Raw genomic sequence first — 25,136 nt, 5'->3', positions numbered from 1 at the left:
CGTTAAACTAATCGTTAAAATATTGGTTAATGTGAGACAAATCATCTTTATTAAAATCAGATACTAAAACTTTATGACGCTCCAGGTCCACCTTATATCCTTCTTTAATGGGGGTGCCATAACTTGCGACAGGCTCGCTTACAAAAACGCCATCCTCCCGTTCGATCACGGCTAATGTACCTTCAATCCGGTCTACAATCCCAGTCATGATGATTCCTCCTGTTTCATACCCTGCCATAAGACAGAAGTATTGTCTCAGCCTTCCGGAACACAGGCATCCAGTCTGACTTCAACTATAAAATTATAATATAAGGCAGCGCATAAGTCCAATCATATTTCCAAACTTCTTGACAAAAAAAATCACAAGAGGTATATTAGCTGTTAGCAGCTTAAAACGAATGATTAAAAGAAAGGAAAACCATGCTGACACTTGATAAAATTTACCACGCTTCCTACACGTTAAAAAAAGTAATTCGACCAACGGATTTGATATACGCACCGGGTATCCAGTCGGATGGCAAAATTTATTTAAAAACCGAAAACCTCCAGGTAACCGGTTCTTTTAAGGTGCGGGGCGCTTACTATAAAATTTCCCAGTTGACCGATGAGGAGAAGCAAAGGGGCGTTATTGCCTGCTCGGCCGGAAACCATGCACAGGGAGTGGCGCTGGCCGCAACTAAAAACAATATTAAATCCCTGATATGCCTGCCAGACGGCGCGCCTATTTCAAAGGTCGAGGCCACAAAGCACTACGGCGCTGAGGTCTGTCTTGTGGAGGGCGTCTATGATGATGCGTATCAGAAAGCCCTGGAGCTTCAGCAGGAAATGGGCTATACCTTTATTCATCCCTTTGATGACGAGAACGTCATTGCCGGACAGGGAACCATTGGTCTGGAGTTGTTGGATCAGCTCCCGGATATGGACGCGGTGATCGTCCCCATTGGCGGCGGCGGCCTGATCTCAGGCATTGCCTTTGCCATCAAGTCATTAAATCCGAATATCAAGGTCTACGGTGTGCAGGCCAGCGGCGCGCCCAGCATGCTCAATTCCATCGCCGATAAACAGATTGAACGCCTGAACGAGGTGTCCACCATCGCGGACGGCATTGCGGTAAAGGAGCCGGGCCAGCATACCTTTGAGATCTGCGGGCAATACGTGGATGAAATCGCCACAGTCACAGACGATGAAATCTCAACGGCAATTCTTACGCTCATTGAACAGCAGAAGCTGATCACCGAAGGCGCCGGCGCTGTGTCCGTCGCGGCCGCTCTGTTTAACAAGTTTCCCATCAAGGGCAAAAAGGTGGTCTGCCTGCTGTCAGGCGGCAATATTGATGTCACGATTCTTTCGCGTGTCATCAAACGAGGTCTTCTGAAATCAGGCCGCACCTGCTCACTAAACATCGAGCTGGTCGACAAGCCCGGGCAGCTGAAGGGCGTATCTGCCATCATTGCCGATATGGGTGGCAATGTGGTATCCATCCACCACGAGCGTGCCAGTGAGAACGCGGATGTAAATGGCTGTTACCTCCGGATCGAGCTTGAAACAAGAAATTATGACCATATTCATCAAATCGAGAATGCCCTTAAAGATGCTGGCTACCGGCTCAAGGACAATTTACAGTAAAAACAGGCGAAAATAAAAAAGAGAAGCACTTGCAGTTTTTTCAGGCTGCGGGTGCTTCTCTTTTATTTTACTTTTTATCGGTCAGGCCGTGGCTTTCAAACAGAGATAAAAGCGAATCGATATCGGAGTGCAGGTCAATGGCGGCGTTTTGCTCAAACTGGCTGATATAATTACCAAAAGCCTCAATGATCGTGTCAAAACTGGCCTCAATCTTTTCTCTTGCCAGTTTATTCTCACCCGTCTCGGTTTCGGTCTGGCTGAGATTATTGTAGGAGCGTATAATATCCAGCGTCATGGGGAGATAATTGATCTCAAAAGAAAAATGATACTCCTTTGGATTTTCCTGCATATGGTCTATGATTTTCTCTGTAAGGCTTTTGATGGTTTTAAGCTTTCCTGAAATTTCGGAGCTCTCGGTGTTTTGAATGGCCGTATCCAGACAATCGGTTGCTTCCTTTAAAAGTTTTTTCTGTTCGAGAATCCGTTTTTTATCCGCTGACAGGCTGTCGGATAAAATTTCGTCAGAAAACAGCTCAGGACAGAGCTTGTCGGTGTTTTCATTATAATAATTAAAGACGGCGGTTTTATTGATCGTTTCGCCGTCGGCGGCAGCGTTAAAAGACTCGGTATCTCCGGTCGGCAGGAGTCCGTCCTTCAGCTTAAAGTCAATGATTTTTTTGATGGCCTCCTGTTCGGCCTTTTTTACCGAGACAGAGGCCTTTCCGCGGTCATTGACCAGTGCAAAATTGTGCTGGCCGTTAAAGCCTTCTGGATAAATGGTGTTTTTCAGCATCTGCCTTGATTCTTTAATAAAAGAGAGCGGCTCTGTGGTAAAATCGCCGGGTGTCGTTTCGGTATAGCCGGAAAGCTCTTTCTGGGTCTTTACAAGATAGTAGGCATTGATATAGTAAAGCAGCCATGAAAAATCATTATCGGATAGTCCGGTGCGATGCTTTTTAATGACCTCGGCACACCCCTCAGCGGAAGGCGTTTTTACCTCAGAATCAATTACCGGGTTGTCGCTCAGGTCAATGAACAGGTTTCTTTCTTTGGCGCGGTACTGCTCGACGAGCTCAGGCACTGTGGCGAAGCGGTTATCGCTCAGATCCAGCACAAAGGAGTAGAGATTTAAGATAAAGCCGCCTTTGTATTTGTTATTCAGACGGGTCACATCCTCAAGGCTAAAGGGGATTTCCTGAATGAGGTTGTGGCTGAGATCTGCCTCCTGGAGCTTGAATAAGTATTCCATGCCTTCCAATGAGCGGATCTCCATGCCCGACGCCCTGAGACTGCGGATTTCCTTTAAATCCTCAATGCTGACCGGTTCGTTAATGCCCGACAGCTTCTTTCCTGCGCGTTTATTGAGCTCGTTTAACACACTGTGTGCGAGATTAACATCTGGAAAAATTTCCCCGAGCGGCACAGGACGGTTTAAATCCAGCTTTCCAGGCTTGTAAGGTGCATTGCCGCCAAATAGTTTTTTAAAAATACCCATATTATCCATTCCTTTCCTTGTCTTAAATGCCTCAGGGTTTGCAGATTCCACAGGGCGTATAGCCCTGCTCCACCGCGCTATCGCGGGTCGCAAAGGTGGTTTGATTGTCCGCTTTTGGCAGCCCGCTGCAGGAGGGAAGATGAAATTTCTTTGTTTTTATGTTTCCAATATACACGATGGTGTCTGCCGGTCCTGCCGGGGATTCAGCGCCAGACACTGCGGTTTCCAGTTTGCCGCTGGCTTGTGTAATGAAGCTAATCCCCTGGCCGTCGCTGATGGCGACCACATTCCCCTCCTGGTCTGTTCGAAAAACGGTCTTTCCGTTCAGTTTGTTCAGAGTATCCTTGCTGGGATGGCCATAGGCGTTATCTCTGCCAACGCTGATCACTGCGTACTGCGGATTTACAAGCGAGAGGAAAAGCTCGCCGGTAGAGGTATCGCTTCCATGGTGGCCGACCTTCAGGACATCGCTTTTGAGCTTTAACCCTGCCTGAGCGGCGGCGTCCTGCTCGTCTTCATTTTCGCCGTCACCGGTAAATAAAAATGAGGTGTCGCCATAGGCTACCCTGGTGATGGGCGAGTAATCATTGAGCTCCGCATAACTTTTTCCCTCAAGGGGAGAAAAAAGCTCAATGGAAACAGCCTCACCTGCCGGAATGCTGACACCAGCATATGCGGCATTAGCCTTCAGGCCTTTTTCGCTCATGGCCTTCATAAAGTTTTCAAACAGCTGCGTATTGTGAGCAACCTTTGGCAAATAGACGCTTTCGACAGTATGGTTTTTCAAGATTTTTTCTGCAGAGCCCATATGGTCACTGTGCAGATGGGTGATCAGCATAGTGTTAAGCTTTTCGACCTTTTGAGCCTTCAGGTAAGTATTAATGGCCTCATAATCCTCTGGGTTGCCGGTATCAATCAGGATATTCTGATTATCCGGCGTTTGGATCAGGGCACAGTCTCCCTGCCCCACATCGATATAGTGAATCCGCAGCGTCCCCTCGGCGTCGATGGCAAGCCCGGGATCCTCCTTAAGCGCAGAGCATCCGAATACGGAGAAAGCAAGAAAGACTGCGGTCAGCAGTAAGCCTAAAATTTTATGTTTTGTCACGATTCTTCCTCTTTTTCTATGGTCTGATCAATCAGCTTTTCCTTACCGTCTTCTTCCACCGCCTGCTTTTCCCGGTTTTGCTGGCCAATGCTGTAGGCGCCTGAAATGATCGCACCGACAAAGCAAGCTGTACTGAAAATGCTGGTGACCGAAATAACAATGGCTGTAAACTGGCTGTAAAACATGCCTTCCACGCGAACCGGATAAATATCGCCATAGCCGATGGTGGAAAAGGACACAAACAGGTAATAGAGCAGATCCAAATAGTCTAAAGGCCGTTCTGTGGCGTGCTGAAAGAAAAAGGGGTTGGTTTTCCAGCAGCTGTAGATCATCAAATACAGGATTCCCAGCTCACACCCCATTAACGCGCCCATACCTTTTATGATGCCAAAAGCCTCACGGTTTCTGCGACGTTCATTGGTGGGCTTCATCAGAATATTGGGATTGATAATGGCGCGGATCATAACAGAAAAGCACAGAAAAAGGGCAAAAAGGAGTCCGATAAAGGTCAGGAGAAGGCTTGGCCGAGATACAAAGCTGGCAAAATAGACAAAAGAATGCCCCAGCAGCAGATAAAAAATAACATCGACATAACGGCTGACCATGTCATCCTCAAATTGATCAAGCCCTACAAAAAGCTTTTGCACAAAATACATGATTACAATGAAGATGATGAAGGTAGCCACCAGACCCAGAATCTCGCGCATGGTTACCATATGGCTCATGGAAATAGCAATAACCGAGATGATTAAAAGCAGGGCGTTTACGGTCAGAAGTCCATGGCGGTCATAATAACGGGTTAATTTTAACAGATAACGGCGCACTGGACGGATCCGTGTCCCGGCTTCCATATTCTTGCGCAGCAAAGCCTTGTAATGCTCTCTGTTGATATATAAAAACACCTCAAACAGAAAAAGACAGAGGACAAAAATATCATAAAAAATCAGAATGGCGTTGCCGTTTGCCAGAGTCTGATGCACGGTCAGATCATTTACTACATTATCCATTCTACATACCTCTCTAATGTTTATTAATGAGCTCCAGCTTTTGTTCACGGGTAAGCTTTTTGATCGCAGCCTCCCGCCGCAGAGCGTCGCTTTTGCTGTCAAATTCTTCTTTGTATACCAGCACAACCGGTTTGCGGCTTTTGGTATATTTTGCGCCTTTACCGCTGTTATGGGCCTTCAGGCGCTTCTCAATATCGGTTGTCCAACCCGTATACAAGCTGTTATCCTTACATTTTAATATATACACGTAGTGTTTGTCCATAAACAGTATGTCATCCTTAACGATATTTTTCATTAAAAAAGATCCCCGTAGGGATCTTAAATTCCATTTGAGACAGTCCTAAAATTCATTTCTTGGTCTTCTGGTAGACTGTTTTCTTTTAGCTCTGCATTCTTTACATCTTTTAGGTTCGTTATCGAAGCCTTTTTCTTTGTAAAATTCCTGTTCACCAACAGTGAATACAAATTCAGCACCACAATCCTGACAAACTAAAGTTTTATCTTCCATTGTGTCTTGTTACCTCCATTTAAAATTTCTTGTACAGGGTCTGATTCAGTTTTTTAAATGGAGTAGATGTTTCAGGACATGGTAACCATTTGAAATTAATGTAATCATTACTATACTATAGGTTTATTATACACTAATTATTTGTTGTTTGTAAAGCGATTTCTACCGGAATTGTGTTAATTTTACATTTTATGTTTTTGAATTTTTTAAAGAGCACAGCGCAAAAATGTGCTGTGCTCATCATGGATAAAAAATGAAAAAACAAGTCGTTGTATAATGTTATGCAACGACTTGTTTTGTATTAAATAGAATTAATTACGAAACGTATTAATTTTGATTTTCCGCAACCATCATTTCCTTAACCTTCATCAAACGGGTAATGTTTCCACGCTCGTTATCTTCCAGCTTCATGGTGATATACTTGATGGTTTCCAGCATCTCCGGAATCATGACATGTTCCAGTGCGTTGACACGGCGTCTTGTCTTTTCGATTTCATCGGCCAGCATGTTACAGGTTTTTTCAACCTCGGCCAGTTCGATGAGCAGCGGTAAAAGCGCCGCCATGTCCAGTACCGCGCCGTCCAGTTCGCCTGAAGTAAAGGCAAAACCGTATGGCAGATCTGTACCGCCTTCTATGGCTGTGTACTTGATAGTCGGCACATCCACATTCATGATATTCTGTTTTCCAAGCTCTATGGCCGCTTCACGGGCCGGGCACAAAAGCGCCTCGGTTACCGCTGCCTCGCCCATTCTGGCACCGGCAATGGCAAAACGTCCCATTGCAGCGCCCAGCTGCTCTTCAATTTCTTCCCGGAGTTCTTTGTTTCTGCGGATATATCCCATAAAACGCCTTACCATTTCGTCCCGTTTATCCTTTAAGAGCTTATGACCTCTTGTGGCTGTTTTAAGCCTTTTTTTGAGACGGGTCAGCTCCATCCGGGTAGGATTTACACGAATAGCCATGGCTTATTCCTCCTCGTCTGTGATATCGTCGTCTTCACTTAGCGGAGAAGGAATGTATTCATCAATATATTCGTCCTTAATACGTTTGAGCTCTGTACGCGGCAGGATGGATAAAAGCTCCCAGCCAATGGTCAGGGTTTCTTCGATGGTTCGGTTGGTTTCAAAGCCCTGAGATACGTAGCGTTCCTCAAATTCTGTGGCAAAACGCGCGTAGATTTTATCGACATCGGACAACGCCGCGTCCCCAAGGATAACGGCCAGCTCCTTCGCGTCCTTCCCACGGGCGTAGGCTGAGAACAGCTGGTTCATGGTATCGGCGTGATCCTTACGGGTCTTGCCTTCACCGATCCCCTTATCCTTCAGACGGCTGAGCGAAGGCAGTACGTCGATCGGCGGCTCAATCCCTCTTCTGTACAGATCTCTTGATAAGATAATCTGGCCTTCGGTGATGTACCCGGTTAAGTCAGGAATCGGGTGAGTTTTATCATCTTCCGGCATGGAGAGGATTGGAATCTGGGTGATGGAGCCTTTTTTGCCGCGCATACGGCCGGCGCGTTCATACAGGGTCGCAAGGTCTGTATACAGATAGCCAGGATAGCCGCGGCGGCCTGGAACCTCCTTACGGGCTGCGGAGACTTCACGCAGGGCTTCGGCATAGTTAGTAATATCGGTCAGGATGACCAGTACCTGCATATCCAGCTCATAGGCCAGGTATTCGGCGCAGGTGATTGCCATACGCGGCGTTGAGATACGTTCGACCGCTGGATCGTTGGCATAGTTCATGAACAGGACAGCACGTTCGATGGCGCCTGTACGGCGGAAATCCTTGACGAAGAAGTCTGCTTCTTCAAAGGTGATCCCAATGGCGGCAAAGACAACAGCAAAACCTTCGTCGTTGTCGAGAACGCGGGCCTGGCGGGCAATCTGGGCCGCCAGTTGCGCATGCGGCAGACCAGAGCCGGAGAAAACCGGCAGTTTTTGTCCACGGACCAGGGTGTTCAGGCCGTCGATGGCTGAGACCCCTGTCTGGATAAATTCGGCAGGGTAGTCGCGTGCAACGGGGTTCATTGGCGAACCGTTGATGTCCAGTTTCTTTTCCGGAATAATTTCCGGACCACCGTCGGTTGGACGTCCCATACCGTCAAATACACGGCCAAGCATGTCTCTGCTCACGCCGAGCTCGATGCCGTGGCCCTGGAAACGTACCTTAGAGTTTGAGATTCTAAGGCCCTGGGAGCTTTCATAAAGCTGTACCATGGCTTTATCGCCATTGACCTCGAGGACTTTACCAAGACGTTTTTCACCATCGGCTTGTTCAATCTCGACCAGTTCGTCGTATTTTACACCTTCTACATGGTCGACCAGCATCAATGGGCCGACGACTTCACTAATGGTTTTGTACTCTTTATTCATCGTCACCACTTCCTTCCATCAGTGCTAAGAATTCTGCTTCCATTTCGGCGGCAATGGCCGGGAAGCGCTCTTCCTTCTGGTCTTCTGGCACGTATTTCATACGGGCGATTTTTTCTCGGATATCCATGGTGATGATTTTGGCAAAAGGCACGTTCATTTCAAGAGCGGCAACGCCTTTTTCATACCAGGCCAGAATCATACTCAGCATGGCATATTGTTTTTCGAGTGAAGAATAGGTATCGACATCGTCAAAAGCGGACTGATGCAGGTAATCTTCACGGATAGACTGGGCACATTCCAGTGTCAGGCGGTCCTTGAAGCCCAGGGCGTCTACCCCGACGAGACGGACAATTTCATCCAGCTCGGCTTCTTCCTGGAGGATCTGCATGGTCTGGCGAACATGAACAGACCAGTCGGTTTCGACAGATTTGTCGAAATAAACATTCATTTTGTCACTGTAAAGCGAGTAGCTCTGCAGCCAGTCAATGGCTGGGAAGTGACGTTTGTACGCCAGGTTGGCGTTCAGGCTCCAGAATACCTTAACGATACGCAGGGTTGCCTGGGATACCGGCTCGGAGATGTCACCACCCGGAGGCGATACGGCTCCGATGGCAGAGATGGCGCCGTATCGCTCTTCTGAGCCAAGGCATCTGACAAAGCCCGCGCGTTCATAGAATTCTGCCAGTCTGGAGGAAAGATAGGCCGGGTAGCCTTCTTCACCGGGCATCTCTTCAAGACGGCCAGACATTTCACGCAGCGCTTCGGCCCAGCGCGATGTGGAGTCGGCCATAATTGCCACTTTATAGCCCATATCGCGGAAGTATTCCGCAATTGTGATACCAGTATAGATGGACGCTTCACGGGCGGCTACGGGCATATCTGAGGTATTTGCGATAAGAACCGTACGCTTCATCAGGGACAGGCCGGTACGCGGGTCATGCAGTTCCGGGAATTCCATCAGAACGTCGGTCATTTCATTACCACGTTCACCGCAGCCAATGTAAACAATGATGTCGGCGTCGGCCCATTTTGCCAGCTGATGCTGCACAACGGTTTTGCCGGAGCCGAATGGTCCTGGAATGGCGGCGATACCACCCTTGGCGATTGGGAACAGCGTGTCGATTACGCGCTGGCCGGTGACCATGGGCTCATCGGGTGCGATTTTTTCTGTATAGGGACGGCCGCGTCGTACCGGCCAGCTTCTGAGCATGGGGACTTCCACAATTTCTCCGTCCTTCTTTTTAATCTTGGCTATGGGTTCGACAATATTGGCTTCACCGTCGAAAACCCATTCAACGGTTCCTTCCAGCTTTGGCGGCATCATGATCTTCTGGAGTACCGCCGGTGTTTCCTGGACAGTACCGATCACATCGCCGGGCTTTAACACATCGCCCTTCTGGCAGGCCGGTACAAAAGGCCATTTCTTTTCGCGGTCGAGCTTAGGGACATCAATCCCTCTGCTGATACGGTCTCCGGATTCGTTGTAAATGGTGGTCAGCGGTCTCTGGATACCGTCAAAAATACTTTCAATCAGGCCAGGGGCCAAATCAACGGACAGGGGCTCGCCTGTCACATATACGGGTTCGCCTGGGCCTAAGCCGGCGGTTTCTTCATATACCTGGATAGAGGCTCTGTCACCTCTTAATTCAATTACTTCACCAATGAGTCGTTTTTCACTGACTCGGACAACGTCAAACATCTGAACATCGGCTAGTCCGGTTGCTACAATCAGCGGACCGGCAACCTTGACAATTGTCCCTACTTGCTTCATGGTTGATTGTTCATTGGGCTGAATCATCGTTCTATCCACCCCTTTCTATAGTTTATAAAATATCTGCGCCAATGGCTTTTTCAATGTTATCCTGAATTCCCTTCATGCCTAACCCGTTTGTTCCAAAACGGTTTGGAATCGGGATGATGGCCGGGAAAGGCTCGGTTTTATACTTTTCAATGGCTTCCGGCACCAGGGCGGCGGCCTGTTCGGTAATGTAAATGACAGCAGTTTCTTCTTTGGCCAGCGCATGGATGGCTTTTTCGATATCCTTTGCTGCATCGGCATAAACGGTGCGAACCCCGAGCGCCTGGAAAACCATGATCGAATCCTGATCGCCGATAACGGCTAATTTTGCTTGTTCACTCATGATTTCCTCCTAAATAACGCCGAGTTCGGCAAGCGGTATTTTAATACCGGAGCGTTTACCCGCAAACATGACCCGCAGGGCCTTACCCTCAGCCTGGCGCTGGAACAGGTAGTTGGCGATGGGGCCAATACTAAAGGAGTCACTCCTCCGCTCATGGATCATATTAAAAGCCGCATCTTCAAATTTCTGTTCAACTTCTGACAAATTTCCGTCCTGCGCATAGCGTTCAAGAACCGATTTGATCAGAATACTGTGTTCCCCGTGTCCCAGCTGTTTTGCGAGCTGTTCATTCGGAATATCCGTTGCGTCAAGCAGCGCCTTTTCTTCGATTTCACCGCCTGGTATCAGCAGGGGTTTTACCTTGAAGGTCCCCCAGTCCAGGACATTTGCTCTGAGCACTGTCAGAATATTGGTAAAATCAATTTTTGCCTTGTAATATTTTTTCAGCAGCTCGCTTGAATGCTTCTGCTGTGATAAAGTTTCTAAGATCTGTGCATAAGCCGCGTTATCGATGGTCACACTGATGACTCTGGGGTCGGTGACATCCTCGAGACGCTTCAGCGGTTCTCTGAAGCATTCCGGCAAAAGACTGTAATCGCCATGCTCCAGGGCTTTCTGAAGAATATCCAGTGGAATGCCGCCTCCTTCAAGCAGGAGGTTTTCGACTTCGACCCGCTGCAGCTGTCCTTTTAAAATAGCTTTGATGTTGTGGACATCTGTCGGAATGAGCAGAAGATCGGTTACTGTTTTATCCGGAGTGATCTCATTGATGAGGTTCCGGGTTTTTGTGAGCTCAGCGTCGATCAGATTGTCGAGCTGGCTGTGGTCTTTGGCTTCTGCGCCATAGCCGATTTCATCCAGGAGCTTGAGAGCCTCGGCTTCATCGGCCTCCCAGAGGCGGTTCCAGCGCGTCCGGTCGATAAGGCCTGCTTCCTGCACCTTGATACGCCCTATTGCATAGGGATAACTGGTTTCAGACATGGCCTACACCTCCACTTCAAAAAGCATTTCTGCAACCTCTCGCTCATATTTTTCGCGGGCGTCATCGATGAGAACATCGAAAGAGCCGTTAATATCGCTCATTTCACCGACAAGCATAACGCCGGATTTAAAAGCTGCCGGAGTTTCATCCAGGGTCAGCTCTCCAATTTTCCCAGCTTCCTTAAGGGCGGTGTTCAGCTTGTTCAGCAAACCGTCCTTGTACCGTTTGATATCTTTTTCAGGAACCTGTAATTTTTCGGTTCCGGTTTCAGAGCCATTCACGACAATCTTTGTCACGAGCGCTTCGTAGCGGCTTTCGTCAAGGGTGTCGAGAGCTGTTCTTGCTTTGTCAAAAACTTCATTGATAACCTTGCGTTTGACGGCCAGGATATTTTTTCTGGAATCCAAACGGGTCATCAGCTGGCTTCTGCGGTGGGCTTCCTCCACATCAGCCTTCTCTTTATTTTTTAGCGCGTTCAATGTCAGCTCTGTACGACGCTCAATGGCGGCCACAGAGGACTGAACCTTTTCTGCCGTTTCCTGTTCGATCAAAGCCACGTCTTCGTTGGCTTTTTCCAGGATTTTTTCAATAATTTTATCGGCACTCACACGCTGTCACCTCACTTTCACGTGTTTTGCAGTTCTTATAACTGGATGCTGTAGATTAACAGGATGGATACGAGTAAGGCTAAGATCGCGTAAGTTTCTACAATCGCGGTGATGGTGATCCCTTTCGCGAAAGCAGACTCATCCTTGGCGGTCATATGAATAGACGCTGCGGCTGCTTTCCCCTGTGCAATCCCGGAGAGTAAGCCGACGATCCCGATTGGAAATCCGGCAGCCAGGAAAGACATTCCCTGGTACAGGCTTAAATCGAGAGGGGTTCCGCCTAAAATACCAATCTGAACCATGATCAGAACCGCTGTCAGGAAGCCGTAGATACCCTGCGTACCTGGCAGCGCCTGGAGTACAAGCATTTTACCGAACATTTCCGGGCGTTCTGCAACAACGCCTGCTGCGGCTTCACCACTAATCTGAACACCCTTGGCTGAACCAATACCTGCTAAACCGGCAGCGATTGCTGCACCAAAAATAGCTAATGCTAAACCTAAAGACATGATTTCATTCCTCCTAAACTTCTTTAGAATTGTCAATGACATCTATTGATTTTGTCTGAATTGCCAGTGGTTCGAAGTTATAACCACCGCCATCATAAAACTTATTAAAGAATTCAATATACTGAAGACGGCTGTCGTGTACATAAGCGGACAGCAGGCTCATTGTGATATTGAAAACATGGCCGATAAAATAGATCACAAGGGATAAGATAAACCCAAGCACATTGATCTGCACCATTCCGGCCAGAATATTCATAACCATGGCGATAACGCCGGTGGCCAGTCCCAAAGCAAGAATACGGGCGTAGGACAGAATATCACTCAGGTAGCTGGTGACATCGTAAAGCCCCATAATACCGCCGAAGGCCTTGCCCACGATATTTTTCTTTTCACGTCCCGCTGTAAAGAGGATAATGACCGCGCCCACAATGGCGAGGACCATTCCCACGGTTCTGGTCTGTTCTAAAAAGATCAGGCCTGCGCCGGCAATCAGGAGCATCCAGCTGACCTGGTCAAAAATCGCGTCCAGCACATGGCCGGCGCGAACCTGCTCTGCGATTTTGATGGCCATACCCGAGAAGATATGAAGCACCCCGATCACCAGAGAGAAGATCAGCATCGCTACCGGGTTGTCCAGCGGCGAGAAGAGAATGGGATGAAAGGTTTCGCCAAAATAGCTGCCGAAAAGTATCCCAAAAATCATGGTTGTGATACTGGAATAAAACAGGAGTGTGACCAGCATACCAAACTGTCCCTTTGGCTTCATGATTTTTTTCATGAGTCCAAAGATAACGGCCATGAGGGCTCCGTAGCCAAAATCCCCCATCATCATCCCGAAGATTACCCAAAACCACGGTGCGGACACCGGTGTGGGGTCGATGGTTCCCGGTTTTGGCGGGGAGTACATATCTGTAATGGACTCAAAGGGCTTCCAGAACTTTTTGTTTTTAAGCGCTGTCGGGGGCTGCTCGCCTTCCTCTGGGTCGCTGTATTCCAGATCGTATACGTCTGTTACCTGACTGACGGCATTTTCAACCGCTTCCATCCGGTCGTTTCTTACCCAGCCTTCTACACAAACCGTTTCAACCGTTTCCATGAATTTGACAGACTGGCGTTCCTGCTCAGCCTTATACTGCTCGCTCAGAAGCTCAAGCTCCTGCTGTGATTCAGCCAGCTCGGCCATCTGCTTTTCATAGGATTCAATATCCTTTTCCAGAAGCTCGATTTTATTCTGATTACTCTGGCTGATTTCAGACGCGGTTCCTGTCACTCTCGGGAGGGATGCCTCCACAAAACCAAGAACTTTGATGCTGTCTGAAAGGGCGGCGTCATCCTCCATAAAGGAGACAATCAGCGCTGCCTGACCTTCTACGGTTTTGCCAAAGAGCTGAATTTCAGCATTGTGCTCCGCCACAGCGGCAACGATTTCTTCATGGACAAGAGGCGGCAGATAGCCAATATGAAAATTGGTGTACTGCGTTGGTTTTAAATCTTCGATGGGTACGTCCATCGAAAGCCACGGCTCCAGCTGGGAGCACTCGGATTTCAGCGTCATAATTTCAGAATGCGCTGCTGAAAGCTTATCCGAGATCGCTGAGGTTTCCTGGACCAGAGCCTCGCCCTTTTCGTTACGGCGGATAAACGCATCGTAACCATATACCGGGCGGTCGCTGAAGAAGCTTTTCTTTTTCTGATAACGCTGCATAAACCGCAGCATGGCATCTGCCTGCTGTACGTCTAAATCAATCTGTTCATTTTTTGCGGTTTGTTCTGTCTCTTCGTCGGGTGGAATGGCCATGAACTCACCACACCTCTGAAGTGAAAGCAGAAGAGCTTCCTTATCTTCCTTCAGGGCAATGAGCTTTGCTTTTTTCATTGGAATAATCATTGCGTTTCTACCCTTTCCAAAATAAATTCAACCGCCTTCGGGACACGAGTCCTGGCATTTTCAGCCATTTTCTCATCTGCGAGACTCGCATCGTGAAGGACGCGTTCCATTTCCTTTTCGGCCAATGCCTCCTCCTGCAGAAGAACTGCTTCAGAAGCTTCCTTGGCTTCAAGAATCAATGCGTCGCCCTTTTCCCTGGCTTCGGCCTCAGCCTGACGCAGGGTTTCACGCGCTTTTGCTTTTGCCTCCGAACGCATTTCTGCTGCACGTTCTTCGGCCTTGTTGATTGAATCCAGAATCGACATTTAATCACCACCTTTACTCTCAAATTCACACAAATTCAGATTTTCTTTACGACCGCTTCTGTTTTTATACCCAGATTCTTTCAGCAGCAAAAGAAATAATTGGACTTAAAAGCAATCTTTTTTGTTGACGTTTACAGGTTTGTTTTTAAAACAGAAGACAGATAACGTCTTTGTCGCCTGTTTGTTTCAAAAAAAAATTTAAAAGAAAACCCATGATAATATATTATCATGGGTTGAAGGGGTTTTCAACAAAAATTTACAGACATTCTCCAAAAATTTCGACGGCCTGGTCAATTTCTTCTTTATTAATAGTTAATGGGGGAACAAATCTTATGGCGTCGCTGCCTGCTCCTACTAAAAGAAGCCCCTTTTCCATCGCTTTGTTTATAATTTCGCCTGTTGGGACAGAAACAGCTACCCCGACCATTAATCCCATACCACGCACATCGGTAATGCAGGTATGTTCTTTTTTAAGTACACACAGCTTTTCCATGAGGTAGCTTCCCTTTTCAGCGACTTCATCGAGGAAGCCGTCACCGGTAAGCACGCTTAATACATAACGGGAAGCGGCTGAGGCCAGTGGATTACCCCCGAAAGTGGAGGCGTGGGTGCCAGGCGTGAAAACCTGAGCAACCTTATCACAGGCGATGATACCACCCATGGGGAATCCGCCCGCGATCCCCTTGGCCATGCAGACAACATCCGGCTTTAAATTGTAGTGTTGGTAAGCAAAGAATTTTCCAGAACGGCCCATACCACATTGCACCTCGTCAAAAATCAGGACGAGGTTTTCATCGTCGCAAAGCTTGCGGACTGCTTGTAAATATTCATAATCCGCCGGATAAATACCGCCCTCACCCTGAATAGGTTCGAGCAGCACCGCGCAGGTTTTATCGGTTACCGCCGCCTTTAAAGCGTCAAAGTCATTGAAGGGTACGTGTGAGATGCCCGGCAGCATGGGCGAAAGGCCTTTGTGGTATTTTTCCTGTCCGGTGGCGGTGATGGCGCCGTAGGTGCGGCCGTGAAAGGAATGATCCATGGCGATGATTTCAACCGCGTCTTCACTTTTAAACTGTTTTGCGTAAATCCGCGCAAGCTTTAAGGCCGCTTCGTTGGCTTCAGCGCCGCTGTTGCAGAAAAACACCTTGTCAAGTCCGCTGGCCTTTACAAGTATTTCAGCCGCGTCAATCTGAGGCTCGGTCCAGTACAGATTGGAAACGTGCATGATTTTCTGGCACTGGTCCGCGATGGCGGCATTGAGGCCCGGGTGGTTATGGCCAAGACAATCTACCGCGATACCGGCTACACAGTCCAGATATTCTTTTCCGTTCACATCTTTTAAAACACAGCCATTGCCGCTCTCGAAAGCAATGGGAAACCGTGCGTAGGTGGGCATGATCACTTTTTCTGCCCGATTAATCAACTCTTCACTTTTGTTCATGTCTTTATCTCCTGAATGTTCATATTTTATGCCTGTGTCAGCGATTGGCGGATCATCGTCCCACAGCCCGCCGCAGTAAAGAGTTCGAGCAGCAGTGAGTGCTCAACCTTACCGTCCAGGATGTGGACAGAATTGACCCCGGAACGAATCGCATCCACGGAATTTTCAACCTTTGGAATCATACCGCCAGATATAATCCCCTCCTCAATAAGCCGTTCAACCTCATCGACATCCAGACGGCGGATAATGGAATCCGGATCATCGGCGTCCATATAGACCCCGTCGGTATCTGTGAGGTAAACCAGCTTTTCAGCCTTCAGCTCCTTGGCGATGGCGTAAGCCACATGGTCTGCGTTGATGTTGTAGCTCTGGCCGCATTTGTCGCTGCCGATCGGAGCGATAACGGGGATATAGTCGCTTTTGAGCAATGTCTGGAGAAGATCGCTCTTTACCTTGACAATATCGCCAACAAAGCCGATATCCAGGCCATTGACGAATTTTTTTCTCACCTTGAGCATACCGCCGTCTTTACCGGAGATCCCTACTGCGGTGATGTCACGGTCTTCCAGAAGCTGAACAATTTCTTTGTTGATTTTACCGGAGAGCACCATTTCTGCCACTTCGATAACATCGTCATTGGTAACACGCAGACCATCGATGAACTCGGTCTGGATGTCCAGATTGTTTAAGAATGCGGAGATGTCTTTACCGCCGCCGTGCACCACAATAGGACGCAGGCCAACCAGTTTCATGAGGGCGATATCGTCCATGACAGATTTCTTGATATCATTGTCATACATGAAACTGCCGCCGTATTTGATGACCACTGTTTTCTTTCTGAATTGCTTGATATAGGGCAGCGCCTCGACCAGGATATTGGCCTTTTCGATGTACTGCGCCATGTTCTGTGTATTATCTGACATTTTTACTTCCTTTTCTGATGGATTGTTTTGTATATGATTTAAGAACGGTAATCGCCGTTGATTTTGACATAATCGTAGGACAGATCACAGCCCCAGGCAGTCGCTTTATCTTCCCCCTCCTTGAGGGTTACCATGATGGAGATTTCCTTTTCAGACAGTACCTTTTTAGCCATCCCTTCATCAAAAGCGATGGGCGCCCCTTCGTTCAGAAGGGTGATCATTCCAGCGTTGCTGAAAAACACCAGGGATACCTTGAGCGGGTCGAAAACGACCCCAGACGCTCCCAGCGACGAAAGCACACGGCCCCAGTTGGCGTCCTCGCCAAAGAGGGCGGTCTTTACCAGGCTGGATTTAACAACCGCTTTTGCCAGGGTGCGGGCATCTTCATCTGTCGCCGCGCCACAGACAGTGACCTCAACAAATTTGGTTGCCCCTTCCCCATCGCGGATGATGGATTTTGCGAGGTGCTCATTGACGTAATAAAGGGCCTCGCTGAATACAGCGAAATCCTGTGAAGTCACATCATTAAGGCTGATCTCCTTGTTTCCGGCCTCACCGCTTGCCATTACGACAACTGTGTCGTTTGTGCTCATATCACCGTCTACAGACATCATATTGTAGGTATCCTGGGTGATTTTAGCGAGCAGCTTCTGCAGGCATTCTGGTTCGATGGCGGCGTCGGTCGTGACATAGGAAAGCATGGTGGCCATGTTTGGGCAGATCATCCCTGATCCCTTGGCCATTCCGCCGATATGGACGGTTTTTCCGTCCAGCTCGATTTCCACCGCAATGGTTTTGGTAGTAAGGTCTGTGGTGATAATGCCGTGCGCTGCGTCGTCCGCGTGCTGCGCATCGTCCCCGAGCCCGTTTACCAGTGCCTGCACGCCTTTTAATATTTTTTCAATGGGCATTACCACTCCAATAACACCAGTGGAGGATACCAGCACGTCCTGAGTGCTTACGCCGAGAAGCTCAGCCGCAACGCCGGCGGTCTGTTCCACATGGCGCATGCCGGTTTCACCGGTGCAGGCGTTGGCGTTTCCACTGTTGACCACGACTGCGCGCTTGTAGGGCGACTCGATCATAACAGCTCTGTCCCATTGCACAGGCGCTGCCTGAACCATGTTGGATGTGGTCATAACAGCTGTCGCCGCGGGCTTGTCCGCGACCAGAAGCGCCATATCCTTATTTCCGTTATCCTTTATACCGGCGGCAATGCCGGCGGCTTTAAAGCCCTTTGCGGCCAAAACGCCGCCATCAATTATTTTCATCTCGTGTTCCTTTCACAAATTAAACCGGGAAATCCGTAATAAAATCGATTCCTGTTTTTTCATCAAAGCCAAACATCAGGTTCATATTTTGAACGGCCTGTCCGGCCGCGCCCTTTACCAGATTATCAATGGCTCCGACGACAATCACGCGGTTTGTGCGTTTATCAACCTTCAGTCCGATATCGCAGTAATTTGAGCCTTTTACCCATTTGGTTTCCGGGAGCTTATCCTCAGTCAGGCGCACAAAATACTCATCCCTGTAAAAGTCACGGTAAACCTGTCTCAGGCCCTCCTCGTCCATATCGCTGGTCAGGCTGGCGTAACAGAGTGCCAGAATTCCACGATTCATAGGTGTGAGGTGCGGTGTGAAAAGCAGCTTCAGGTCTGTGCCTGAAAGCAATCCCAGTTCCTGCTCGATTTCCGGCGTATGGCGGTGTGATCCGACCTTGTAGGCTTTGATGGATTCATTGACTTCACAATAGGAAAATGCGGTATCACTGCTTCTCCCTGCTCCTGTGACGCCGGATTTTGCGTCAATGATAATGCTCTGTGGGTCAACCAGATGGTTTTTAAGCAGCGGCGCCAGGCTCAGAATGCTGCAGGTGGTGTAACAGCCCGGATTGGATAACAGACGCGCGCCCCTGATGTCCTCACGGTGCAGCTCACACAGGCCATAGACGGCTTCCTTCAGCAGATCCTTATTATAATGGTTGACTTTGTACCACTGCTCATAAATATCCACGTCCTTTAGACGGAAGTCTGCGCCGAGATCGATAATCTTTGTTTTTTTGAGAACTTCCCCGGTCACCTGTTTTGAGGCGATGCCGTGGGGCAACGCCATAAAAATTACGTCGGATTTTTCGACCAGCTCGTTCATATCCGCTGTTTCGCACAGGGCGTCTGTCACATTTTCATAGTTTCTGTAAATATCTTTTAAAGGCTGTCCCGCAAAGCTCCTTGAGCCGACGGATACGACTTCAACCTCCGGGTGTCTGTAAAGTATTCTGAGTAATTCCTGTCCGGCATAGCCGGTTCCGCCGATAACTGATGCTTTAATCATAAAATCTCTCCAATTTTAGGTTTATTTTTTATCATACAAATGGTACAATAAATTTTCGATAAATCATTAATAATGAACAATTAACGCTGACCGCTTCTTTTTAAACCGGAGTCCTTAATTATTAATTGTTAATGATTCATTTATAAAATAGCTTTTATGAAAACTATTTTGTAATTATACCCCTAATCATTTGAATATTCAAGCACTTTTTATGAATATTTATGAATAATTTACGCATATTTTTTCAAATATACCTTGCAATTTCGGTTTTGGTATTGTATAATCATTCACAGATTGTAAGGAAACGCAAGAATAAATCAAATGAAAACAATTAAGAGGAGGCACAGTGTTATGAGTGCAAAAAAAGTTATTTTAGCCTATTCAGGCGGATTGGATACCACAACCATTATTCCGTGGTTAAAGGAAACCTACGATTATGAGGTTATCTGCGTATGCGTCGATGTTGGACAGGGTAAGGAAACCGAAGGTCTGGAAGAACGGGCTTTATCCTCCGGCGCCAGCAAGTTATATATAGAAGATGTTACCGATGAATTTGTTGAAGAATACTGCTGGCCGGCACTCAAGGCTGACGCAGTTTATGAGAAGAAATACCTGCTGGGGACTTCTCTCGCCCGTCCGCTGATCGCTAAGGTGTTAGTGGATATCGCCCATAAGGAAGGTGCGGAAGCCATCTGCCACGGCGCTACCGGCAAAGGGAACGACCAGGTTCGTTTTGAACTGGGAATTGGCGCTTTAGACCCGCAGCTTAAAATCATCGCGCCATGGCGTATCTGGGATTTACAGTCCCGGGAAGACTGCATGGATTTCTGTATCGAACATGACATCAAAGTCAGCATGAGCCATGACCAGAGCTACAGCCGTGACCGCAACCTGCTGCACATCAGCCATGAAGGCCTGGAGCTTGAAGATCCTTCACTCGAACCCAAATACGACCATTTGTTAAAATTAACCAAAACACTGGAAGAAGCGCCTGACACTCCAGAAGAAATCGAAATTGAATTTTTAAACGGCGAACCCATCAAGATCAACGGCGAAGCCATGAGCCCGCGCAAAATTCTTGAAACCTGTAATGAAATCGGCGGACGCAACGCCATCGGCGTGGTCGACCTCATCGAAAACCGTGTGGTTGGTATGAAATCCCGCGGTATCTATGAAACACCGGGCGGCACCATCCTGTACCGTGCCCATGAAGAGCTGGAGCATATGTGCCTGGACCGTGAAACCTTTGCCTTTAAACAGCAGGCCGCTGTTAAGTTTGCGGAAATCACCTACAATGGCCAGTGGTTTAACCCCCTGCGCGAAGCCTTATCCGCTTTTGTGGATGAAACGCAGAAAACCGTTACCGGCGTCGTAAAATTAAAGCTGTACAAGGGTAACTGTATCCTGACCTCTGTCTCTTCCCCATACTCCTTATACAACGCAGAGATCGCAAGCTTTACCACCGGGGATTTATATGACCACAAGGATGCCGAGGGCTTTATCCACCTGTTTGGCCTGCCGCTTAAGGTTCGCGCCCTCATGCGCATGAGCCACGAAGAAAAGGAAAAAGAAGCAGAAAAGGAAAATAAATAATGAGTAAAATGTGGGGCGGTCGATTTAATAAAGGAACAGATGCGTTAACAGACGATTTCAATTCCTCCATTTCTTTCGATCAGCGTTTATACAAACAAGATATCAGGGGCAGCATTGCCCACGCAAAAATGCTCGGGAAACAGGGAATTATCTCTGTCCCCGAGTCCGAATTAATTGTCAAAACCCTGGGTGAAATTTTAGAGGATATCGAAGCCGGAAAAATTGAGTTTTCCGTCGATATGGAAGATATCCATATGAATATTGAATCCATACTCACCGGGCGAATTGGTGATACCGGGAAAAAACTGCATACCGGCCGCAGCCGTAACGATCAGGTTGCCACCGATATGCGTCTTTACGTTAAGGACATTTCCATGGAGCTCAAGGACCTGATCCGGAATCTGGGCCTCACGCTGATGGATATGGCAAGCAAGCACACCAAAACCATTATGCCGGGCTATACCCATCTGCAGCGCGCGCAGCCCATCACCTTTGCCCATCACCTGATGGCATATGTTGAGATGTTCAGACGCGATATGAAACGCCTCGATCAGGTTTACGATATGGCGGATACGCTGCCCCTTGGTTCCGGCGCCCTGGCTACCACCACCTATCCGCTGGACCGCTACTATGTTGCCAGTGAGCTGGGCTTTAAAAATGTGTCCATGAACAGCCTTGACGGCGTGTCTGACCGGGATTTCTGTATCGACTTCCTGGAGGCTGTGTCTGTGTTCATGATGCACCTGAGCCGTTTTTCTGAAGAAATTATTCTGTGGTGCTCCTCAGAATTTAATTTTATTACACTTGATGACGCTTTCTCCACTGGCTCCAGCATTATGCCCCAGAAGAAAAACCCGGATATCGCCGAGCTGGTCCGTGGAAAGGCCGGCCGTACCTATGGCGACCTTCTGGGCTTCTTAACCACCATGAAGGGGATTCCGCTCGCATACAATAAGGATATGCAGGAGGATAAGGAGCCAGTCTTTGACGCCTATGACACAGCCAAAATCTGCGCCATTACCTTTGAGAAGATGATCGGCACCATGACGGTCAACACAGAGGTGATGCGCAAATCAGCCGCGGGCGGCTTTTCCAATGCGACTGACGCAGCAGACTGGCTTGTCAAGCACGGCGTGGCTTTCCGTGACGCCCACGCCATTATCGGAAAGCTGGTCTTCTATGCTTTGGAAAAGGGCAAAAGCCTGGATGAGCTGACACTGGAAGAATACAACGCTGTCGATCCAGTCTTTGACGAGAGCATTTATGATGCCATCGACCTGCAGACCTGCGTTAACCAGCGTGATATTGTCGGCGGTCCGGCAGAAAGCACTGTCCGCCGCGCCATCGCCGTCAACCGAAGCCTGTTCCAGAAAGCTTAAACAAATCAACCATATAAAACCAGGTACACAGTGGTAAGGCTGTGTACCTGGTTTTTTCGCATTGTTCTTTTAAGAGGGACTTTGCCGCTTCAGGAAATTTCGGATGCGCCGGTACAGCCGACAACATTCCCGCAGCATGGACAAAGGTTTTGTGGCGTCTGTATGATATTTTCCTTGACTGTGCCCCAGGGGGCTGCCTTACAATAAAGAAAAGACCCATTCACAAAACAGGAGGAATACACATGCAAATCAAGGAGGCGTGCAGAAACTGCCATCTGACTAAAAAATCAATCCAATATTATGAGGATAAAGGGTTGATTTCACCCCGAAAGCTCGAAAATGGCTATCGGGATTACAGCATGGAGGATATTCGGACGCTCAAAGAAATCTCTTTACTCAGACGGCTTGACCTGAATGTCCGGGAGATCAAAGGAATCTTAGAAAGCACCGATAAACAGGCTGCCCTTAAGAAATACCAATATCTGGCAGATTTAAAGCAGGACCACCTTAAAATTCAGTGGATGTCAGCCATGAAGCTTATTGCGAACGATGATATCGAGAAAGCGTTTCAGATTCTGCAAGCCTCTGAAAACCAGTGGTATACAGTCAAAGAGCAGCTTTTGTTCTCTTTTCCAGGGAATTATGGCCTGTTTATCGCACTGCATTTTGGAAAATTTCTCAACGGAAGAATTGATACAAAAGAAAAGGAATCCGCCTATCGTGCAGTGATTGAATATCTGGACAGCGTCGAGCTTTACCTGGATCCTGAGCTTTCAGTCTGTCTTGAGGAAATAACCAGTGTCATGGATCCCGAATTGATGGCGACAGAAACAAGCCAGGCGTTAGACACAGCCTGTCAGGACATCGATGCCTATATGGCTCAAAACGGCGAAGCCATTGCCGCTTATTTCGAATATAAAAAAACCGACGCCTTTAAAAACAGTTTGGCAGGGTGTCTTGAACGCAGTCTTCTTGATTTTCAAAATAAAAGCGGCTACCTGAAAAATTTTATTCGCAATATGGAGATACTCAGCCCTGAGTATCAGACTTATCTCGCACAGCTGAAAAAAGCGAATGAATTGTTTATGGAAAAAATTCCGGAAGCCAAAGACCTGTACAGCGGCTAAATATAAAACGAGCACGGCACATTTTTGCGCCGTGCTCATTATTTTTAAAAGCCAAGAAATACAATTTCGGACAGGGCCGTATCGTATTCGCCGTCCTCAGGGCCGGAGTAGGTATCCTCAATGGTAAAGCTCAGGGTATCGCCGCCCTGGACAGTTACCACCTCGGGCAGCATGAAATACTGTGCGCCGCGGTCATTTTCGAGCTGCAAAGTGCAGAGAGGCGAACCGTCATACAGGTGCACCTTCAAAAGACGGACCCTTCCGTTTTCGGCAAAGGCCTTGTCACTCTTGCAGTATCCGTTTCGAATGAGGAAGCCCTTCATTTCCATACTGTGGGCAGGTGTGATGAGAAGCCGCTCGCCCACGCCAGAGCCGGAAGCGCCTTCCACCCAGGCTGTATCCAGGCTGTTATCCTTTAAGTTTTCAGCGCCGTAGGAAATTCCGGCCATTGGCGCTTTGGCTGAGGAGGCGCTGATCTGATAATCCTGTGTTCTCGGGATATTTTCTCCGCCAGAGGCGGCCCGGAGCGTACCGTAATCCTCATAGGCCTTTGCTGAGCCGGTATCTGTTTCTGAGGCGGCGGCAGTGGGCTGAGCTGTCGGAGCGGGGGTTGGCGTTTCCCCCTGATTTTTTCCTTTTCCGCCATCGGTGTAAATATTGACGCAGCCTGAAAAGCAAAGGCAGGCGGCCAGGATGAGCGCTGTTGCTATGAACCTTTTCATTTCTGATCCTCACTTTCGAAAGATTTTCTTTTTTTCATCATAGCATCTTTTCAAAGTCCTTGCAACTGAAAAATGAGCACGGCACATTTTTGCGCCCTGCTCATTTCTTCCGGTTATCATAGTCGTCCATCTGCATACGGTCCGCAATTTCCAGATCACGCATGCCGGCCCGGGATTCCATATGATGCTGGAATTCGTGCCGGAGTGTTTTTTCCATCTGGTTCTTTAACGCCTCGTCGCTCAGATAGCCGTATACCCGCTCAAAGGAGCCGTAATAAATGACGATATAACGCCCCATGGACGAATCGCGGTGATACTCCCCCATGATATAGAGGTCGTCCCCTCTGGCTTTGGGGTGGCGTTTGGCTTCCGGAAGAAGCAGAATGCCGCCGTTGAGCTCTTCGTAAAAAGCCGGCGGCAGCGTATTGGCAATGGCGTCCAGTACAGTCTCAAACTGGTCAATATCCATCATTTTTACCGAACTCCCTTCTCTCATGCAATTTTGTATTCTTTACGGCGGTTCTTTAGTATGGTATAGTAAGACTATCATACCATGACATAAGGAGACCATCAAATGAATTGTGAAGAAACCTTAAATAAGCTGGATGCCCTGGGCATCGCCTATGAAAAAATAGACCATCCCGCTGTTTACACCATCGACGAGATGGATAATCTTGACATTACCTTTAAATGTAATGTGGTTAAGAACCTTTTCCTGCGCGACGCCAAGGGAAAGCGCCATTTTCTCGTAGTGCTCGACAAGGATAAAAAAGCGGATCTGGCAGGAATCCGCGGGCAGCTGGGCTGTTCCAAACTCAGCTTTGCCTCGGAGGACCGGCTGATGAAGCACCTTCAGCTGACCAAGGGGGCTGTCACTCCGCTGGGTGTATTCGGCAACCCCGAAGCCAATGTGGAGGTTGTTCTGGATAAGGATCTTGCGGGCTGCCCAAACCTTGGCGTGCATCCCTGCGACAACACGGCTACAGTTGTCCTCAGCTATGAGGATCTTGTTAAATGCATTGAGAGCAACGGCAACAGCATTGTATTGCTGAATATATAAAAAAGAG

At 48.2% G+C, this 25,136-nt stretch carries 26 protein-coding genes; 5 read left to right on the top strand and 21 right to left on the bottom strand.

Annotation, left to right across the window (positions count from 1 at the left end):
* Positions 1–7: 7 nt before the first annotated feature.
* A complete protein-coding gene (locus tag DW091_RS08360) occupies positions 8–238 on the bottom strand; it encodes a hypothetical protein (protein WP_158577860.1) in 231 nt (76 codons plus the stop codon).
* Positions 239–420: 182 nt separating this feature from the next.
* Here DW091_RS08360 and ilvA point away from each other — a divergent pair, with 182 nt between their 5' ends.
* On the top strand, positions 421–1,626 hold the full coding sequence (ilvA, locus tag DW091_RS08355) for a threonine ammonia-lyase (protein WP_118517926.1): 1,206 nt from the start codon (positions 421–423) through the stop codon (positions 1,624–1,626).
* A 67-nt stretch (positions 1,627–1,693) separates the two neighbouring features.
* Here ilvA and DW091_RS08350 read toward each other — a convergent pair whose 3' ends face one another.
* The 18 genes from DW091_RS08350 to argC form a co-directional block, all read right to left on the bottom strand.
* Entirely contained in the window at positions 1,694–3,121 is a 1,428-nt protein-coding gene (locus tag DW091_RS08350; protein WP_158577859.1) for a 5-bromo-4-chloroindolyl phosphate hydrolysis family protein, read from the bottom strand.
* A gap of 31 nt (positions 3,122–3,152) precedes the next feature.
* Positions 3,153–4,229, bottom strand: a complete 1,077-nt coding sequence (locus DW091_RS08345; protein WP_118517924.1) for an MBL fold metallo-hydrolase — start codon at positions 4,227–4,229, stop codon at positions 3,153–3,155.
* Complete coding sequence (locus DW091_RS08340) at positions 4,226–5,236, bottom strand: ion channel (RefSeq protein WP_074616859.1); 1,011 nt, start codon at positions 5,234–5,236, stop codon at positions 4,226–4,228. Before DW091_RS08340 ends, DW091_RS08345 begins: the two co-directional genes overlap by 4 nt.
* A 13-nt stretch (positions 5,237–5,249) precedes the next feature.
* Positions 5,250–5,531: a GIY-YIG nuclease family protein gene (locus tag DW091_RS08335; RefSeq protein WP_199678153.1), complete on the bottom strand. Its 282-nt coding sequence runs from the start codon at positions 5,529–5,531 to the stop codon at positions 5,250–5,252.
* Positions 5,532–5,576: 45 nt separating this feature from the next.
* Positions 5,577–5,744 (bottom strand): zinc-ribbon domain-containing protein, encoded by a 168-nt coding sequence (locus DW091_RS08330; RefSeq protein ID WP_058694605.1) that lies wholly within the window; start codon positions 5,742–5,744, stop codon positions 5,577–5,579.
* Positions 5,745–6,071: 327 nt separating this feature from the next.
* Positions 6,072–6,707, bottom strand: a complete 636-nt coding sequence (locus tag DW091_RS08325; protein WP_118517923.1) for a V-type ATP synthase subunit D — start codon at positions 6,705–6,707, stop codon at positions 6,072–6,074.
* Between the two features lie 3 nt (positions 6,708–6,710).
* Positions 6,711–8,120 (bottom strand): V-type ATP synthase subunit B, encoded by a 1,410-nt coding sequence (locus tag DW091_RS08320; protein ID WP_074616861.1) that lies wholly within the window; start codon positions 8,118–8,120, stop codon positions 6,711–6,713.
* Positions 8,113–9,891, bottom strand: coding sequence for a V-type ATP synthase subunit A (locus DW091_RS08315; protein ID WP_058696379.1), 1,779 nt, complete (start codon positions 9,889–9,891; stop codon positions 8,113–8,115). The genes DW091_RS08320 and DW091_RS08315 overlap by 8 nt, the downstream gene beginning before the upstream one ends.
* Positions 9,892–9,943: 52 nt before the next feature.
* Complete coding sequence (locus DW091_RS08310) at positions 9,944–10,261, bottom strand: V-type ATP synthase subunit F (protein ID WP_058694608.1); 318 nt, start codon at positions 10,259–10,261, stop codon at positions 9,944–9,946.
* A 9-nt stretch (positions 10,262–10,270) separates the two neighbouring features.
* On the bottom strand, positions 10,271–11,242 hold the full coding sequence (locus DW091_RS08305; protein WP_058694609.1) for a V-type ATPase subunit: 972 nt from the start codon (positions 11,240–11,242) through the stop codon (positions 10,271–10,273).
* A 3-nt stretch (positions 11,243–11,245) separates the two neighbouring features.
* Positions 11,246–11,851, bottom strand: coding sequence for a V-type ATP synthase subunit E family protein (locus DW091_RS08300; protein ID WP_090412434.1), 606 nt, complete (start codon positions 11,849–11,851; stop codon positions 11,246–11,248).
* A gap of 35 nt (positions 11,852–11,886) precedes the next feature.
* Complete coding sequence (locus DW091_RS08295) at positions 11,887–12,363, bottom strand: V-type ATP synthase subunit K (RefSeq protein ID WP_333519699.1); 477 nt, start codon at positions 12,361–12,363, stop codon at positions 11,887–11,889.
* Positions 12,364–12,373: 10 nt separating this feature from the next.
* The gene (locus tag DW091_RS08290; RefSeq protein ID WP_224168768.1) at positions 12,374–14,236 is read right to left on the bottom strand and encodes a V-type ATP synthase subunit I; all 1,863 of its coding nucleotides are present in this window, start codon (positions 14,234–14,236) and stop codon (positions 12,374–12,376) included.
* Positions 14,237–14,244: 8 nt separating this feature from the next.
* Positions 14,245–14,553 carry a hypothetical protein gene (locus tag DW091_RS08285; protein ID WP_058694612.1) on the bottom strand — a complete coding sequence of 103 codons (309 nt, stop codon included), beginning with the start codon at positions 14,551–14,553 and terminating at the stop codon, positions 14,245–14,247.
* A 256-nt stretch (positions 14,554–14,809) separates the two neighbouring features.
* Positions 14,810–15,994 carry an acetylornithine transaminase gene (locus DW091_RS08280; protein ID WP_074616864.1) on the bottom strand — a complete coding sequence of 395 codons (1,185 nt, stop codon included), beginning with the start codon at positions 15,992–15,994 and terminating at the stop codon, positions 14,810–14,812.
* 26 nt (positions 15,995–16,020) lie between these two features.
* Positions 16,021–16,917 carry an acetylglutamate kinase gene (argB, locus tag DW091_RS08275; RefSeq protein WP_074616865.1) on the bottom strand — a complete coding sequence of 299 codons (897 nt, stop codon included), beginning with the start codon at positions 16,915–16,917 and terminating at the stop codon, positions 16,021–16,023.
* A 38-nt stretch (positions 16,918–16,955) separates the two neighbouring features.
* Positions 16,956–18,188, bottom strand: coding sequence for a bifunctional glutamate N-acetyltransferase/amino-acid acetyltransferase ArgJ (gene argJ, locus DW091_RS08270; protein WP_118517921.1), 1,233 nt, complete (start codon positions 18,186–18,188; stop codon positions 16,956–16,958).
* Between the two features lie 19 nt (positions 18,189–18,207).
* Entirely contained in the window at positions 18,208–19,248 is a 1,041-nt protein-coding gene (gene argC, locus DW091_RS08265) for an N-acetyl-gamma-glutamyl-phosphate reductase (RefSeq protein ID WP_058694616.1), read from the bottom strand.
* A 351-nt stretch (positions 19,249–19,599) separates the two neighbouring features.
* Here argC and DW091_RS08260 point away from each other — a divergent pair, with 351 nt between their 5' ends.
* The 3 genes from DW091_RS08260 (at position 19,600) to DW091_RS08250 (ending at position 23,347) form a co-directional block, all read left to right on the top strand.
* On the top strand, positions 19,600–20,841 hold the full coding sequence (locus DW091_RS08260) for an argininosuccinate synthase (RefSeq protein ID WP_013380482.1): 1,242 nt from the start codon (positions 19,600–19,602) through the stop codon (positions 20,839–20,841).
* A complete protein-coding gene (gene argH, locus DW091_RS08255; protein WP_058694618.1) occupies positions 20,841–22,220 on the top strand; it encodes an argininosuccinate lyase in 1,380 nt (459 codons plus the stop codon). Before DW091_RS08260 ends, argH begins: the two co-directional genes overlap by 1 nt.
* A 242-nt stretch (positions 22,221–22,462) precedes the next feature.
* Positions 22,463–23,347, top strand: a complete 885-nt coding sequence (locus DW091_RS08250) for a MerR family transcriptional regulator (protein WP_118517920.1) — start codon at positions 22,463–22,465, stop codon at positions 23,345–23,347.
* 44 nt (positions 23,348–23,391) lie between these two features.
* On the opposite strand, the gene DW091_RS08245 is transcribed toward DW091_RS08250, so the two are convergent.
* Together DW091_RS08245 and DW091_RS08240 are read right to left on the bottom strand one after the other, a co-directional pair.
* Complete coding sequence (locus DW091_RS08245; RefSeq protein ID WP_118517919.1) at positions 23,392–24,069, bottom strand: hypothetical protein; 678 nt, start codon at positions 24,067–24,069, stop codon at positions 23,392–23,394.
* 100 nt (positions 24,070–24,169) lie between these two features.
* Positions 24,170–24,541 (bottom strand): metallopeptidase family protein, encoded by a 372-nt coding sequence (locus tag DW091_RS08240; RefSeq protein WP_118517918.1) that lies wholly within the window; start codon positions 24,539–24,541, stop codon positions 24,170–24,172.
* 102 nt (positions 24,542–24,643) lie between these two features.
* Here DW091_RS08240 and DW091_RS08235 point away from each other — a divergent pair, with 102 nt between their 5' ends.
* Positions 24,644–25,129, top strand: a complete 486-nt coding sequence (locus DW091_RS08235; RefSeq protein WP_058694621.1) for a prolyl-tRNA synthetase associated domain-containing protein — start codon at positions 24,644–24,646, stop codon at positions 25,127–25,129.
* The last annotated feature ends 7 nt before the right edge of the window (positions 25,130–25,136 follow it).

Origin of the sequence: Eubacterium sp. AM05-23 (genome assembly GCF_003477535.1) — a bacterium.
In the GTDB taxonomy this organism is placed as follows: Bacteria; Bacillota; Clostridia; order Eubacteriales; family Eubacteriaceae; genus Eubacterium; species Eubacterium maltosivorans.
Note: the sequence above shows the minus strand (reverse complement) of the source record. Positions and strands in the feature narration are given on the sequence as shown.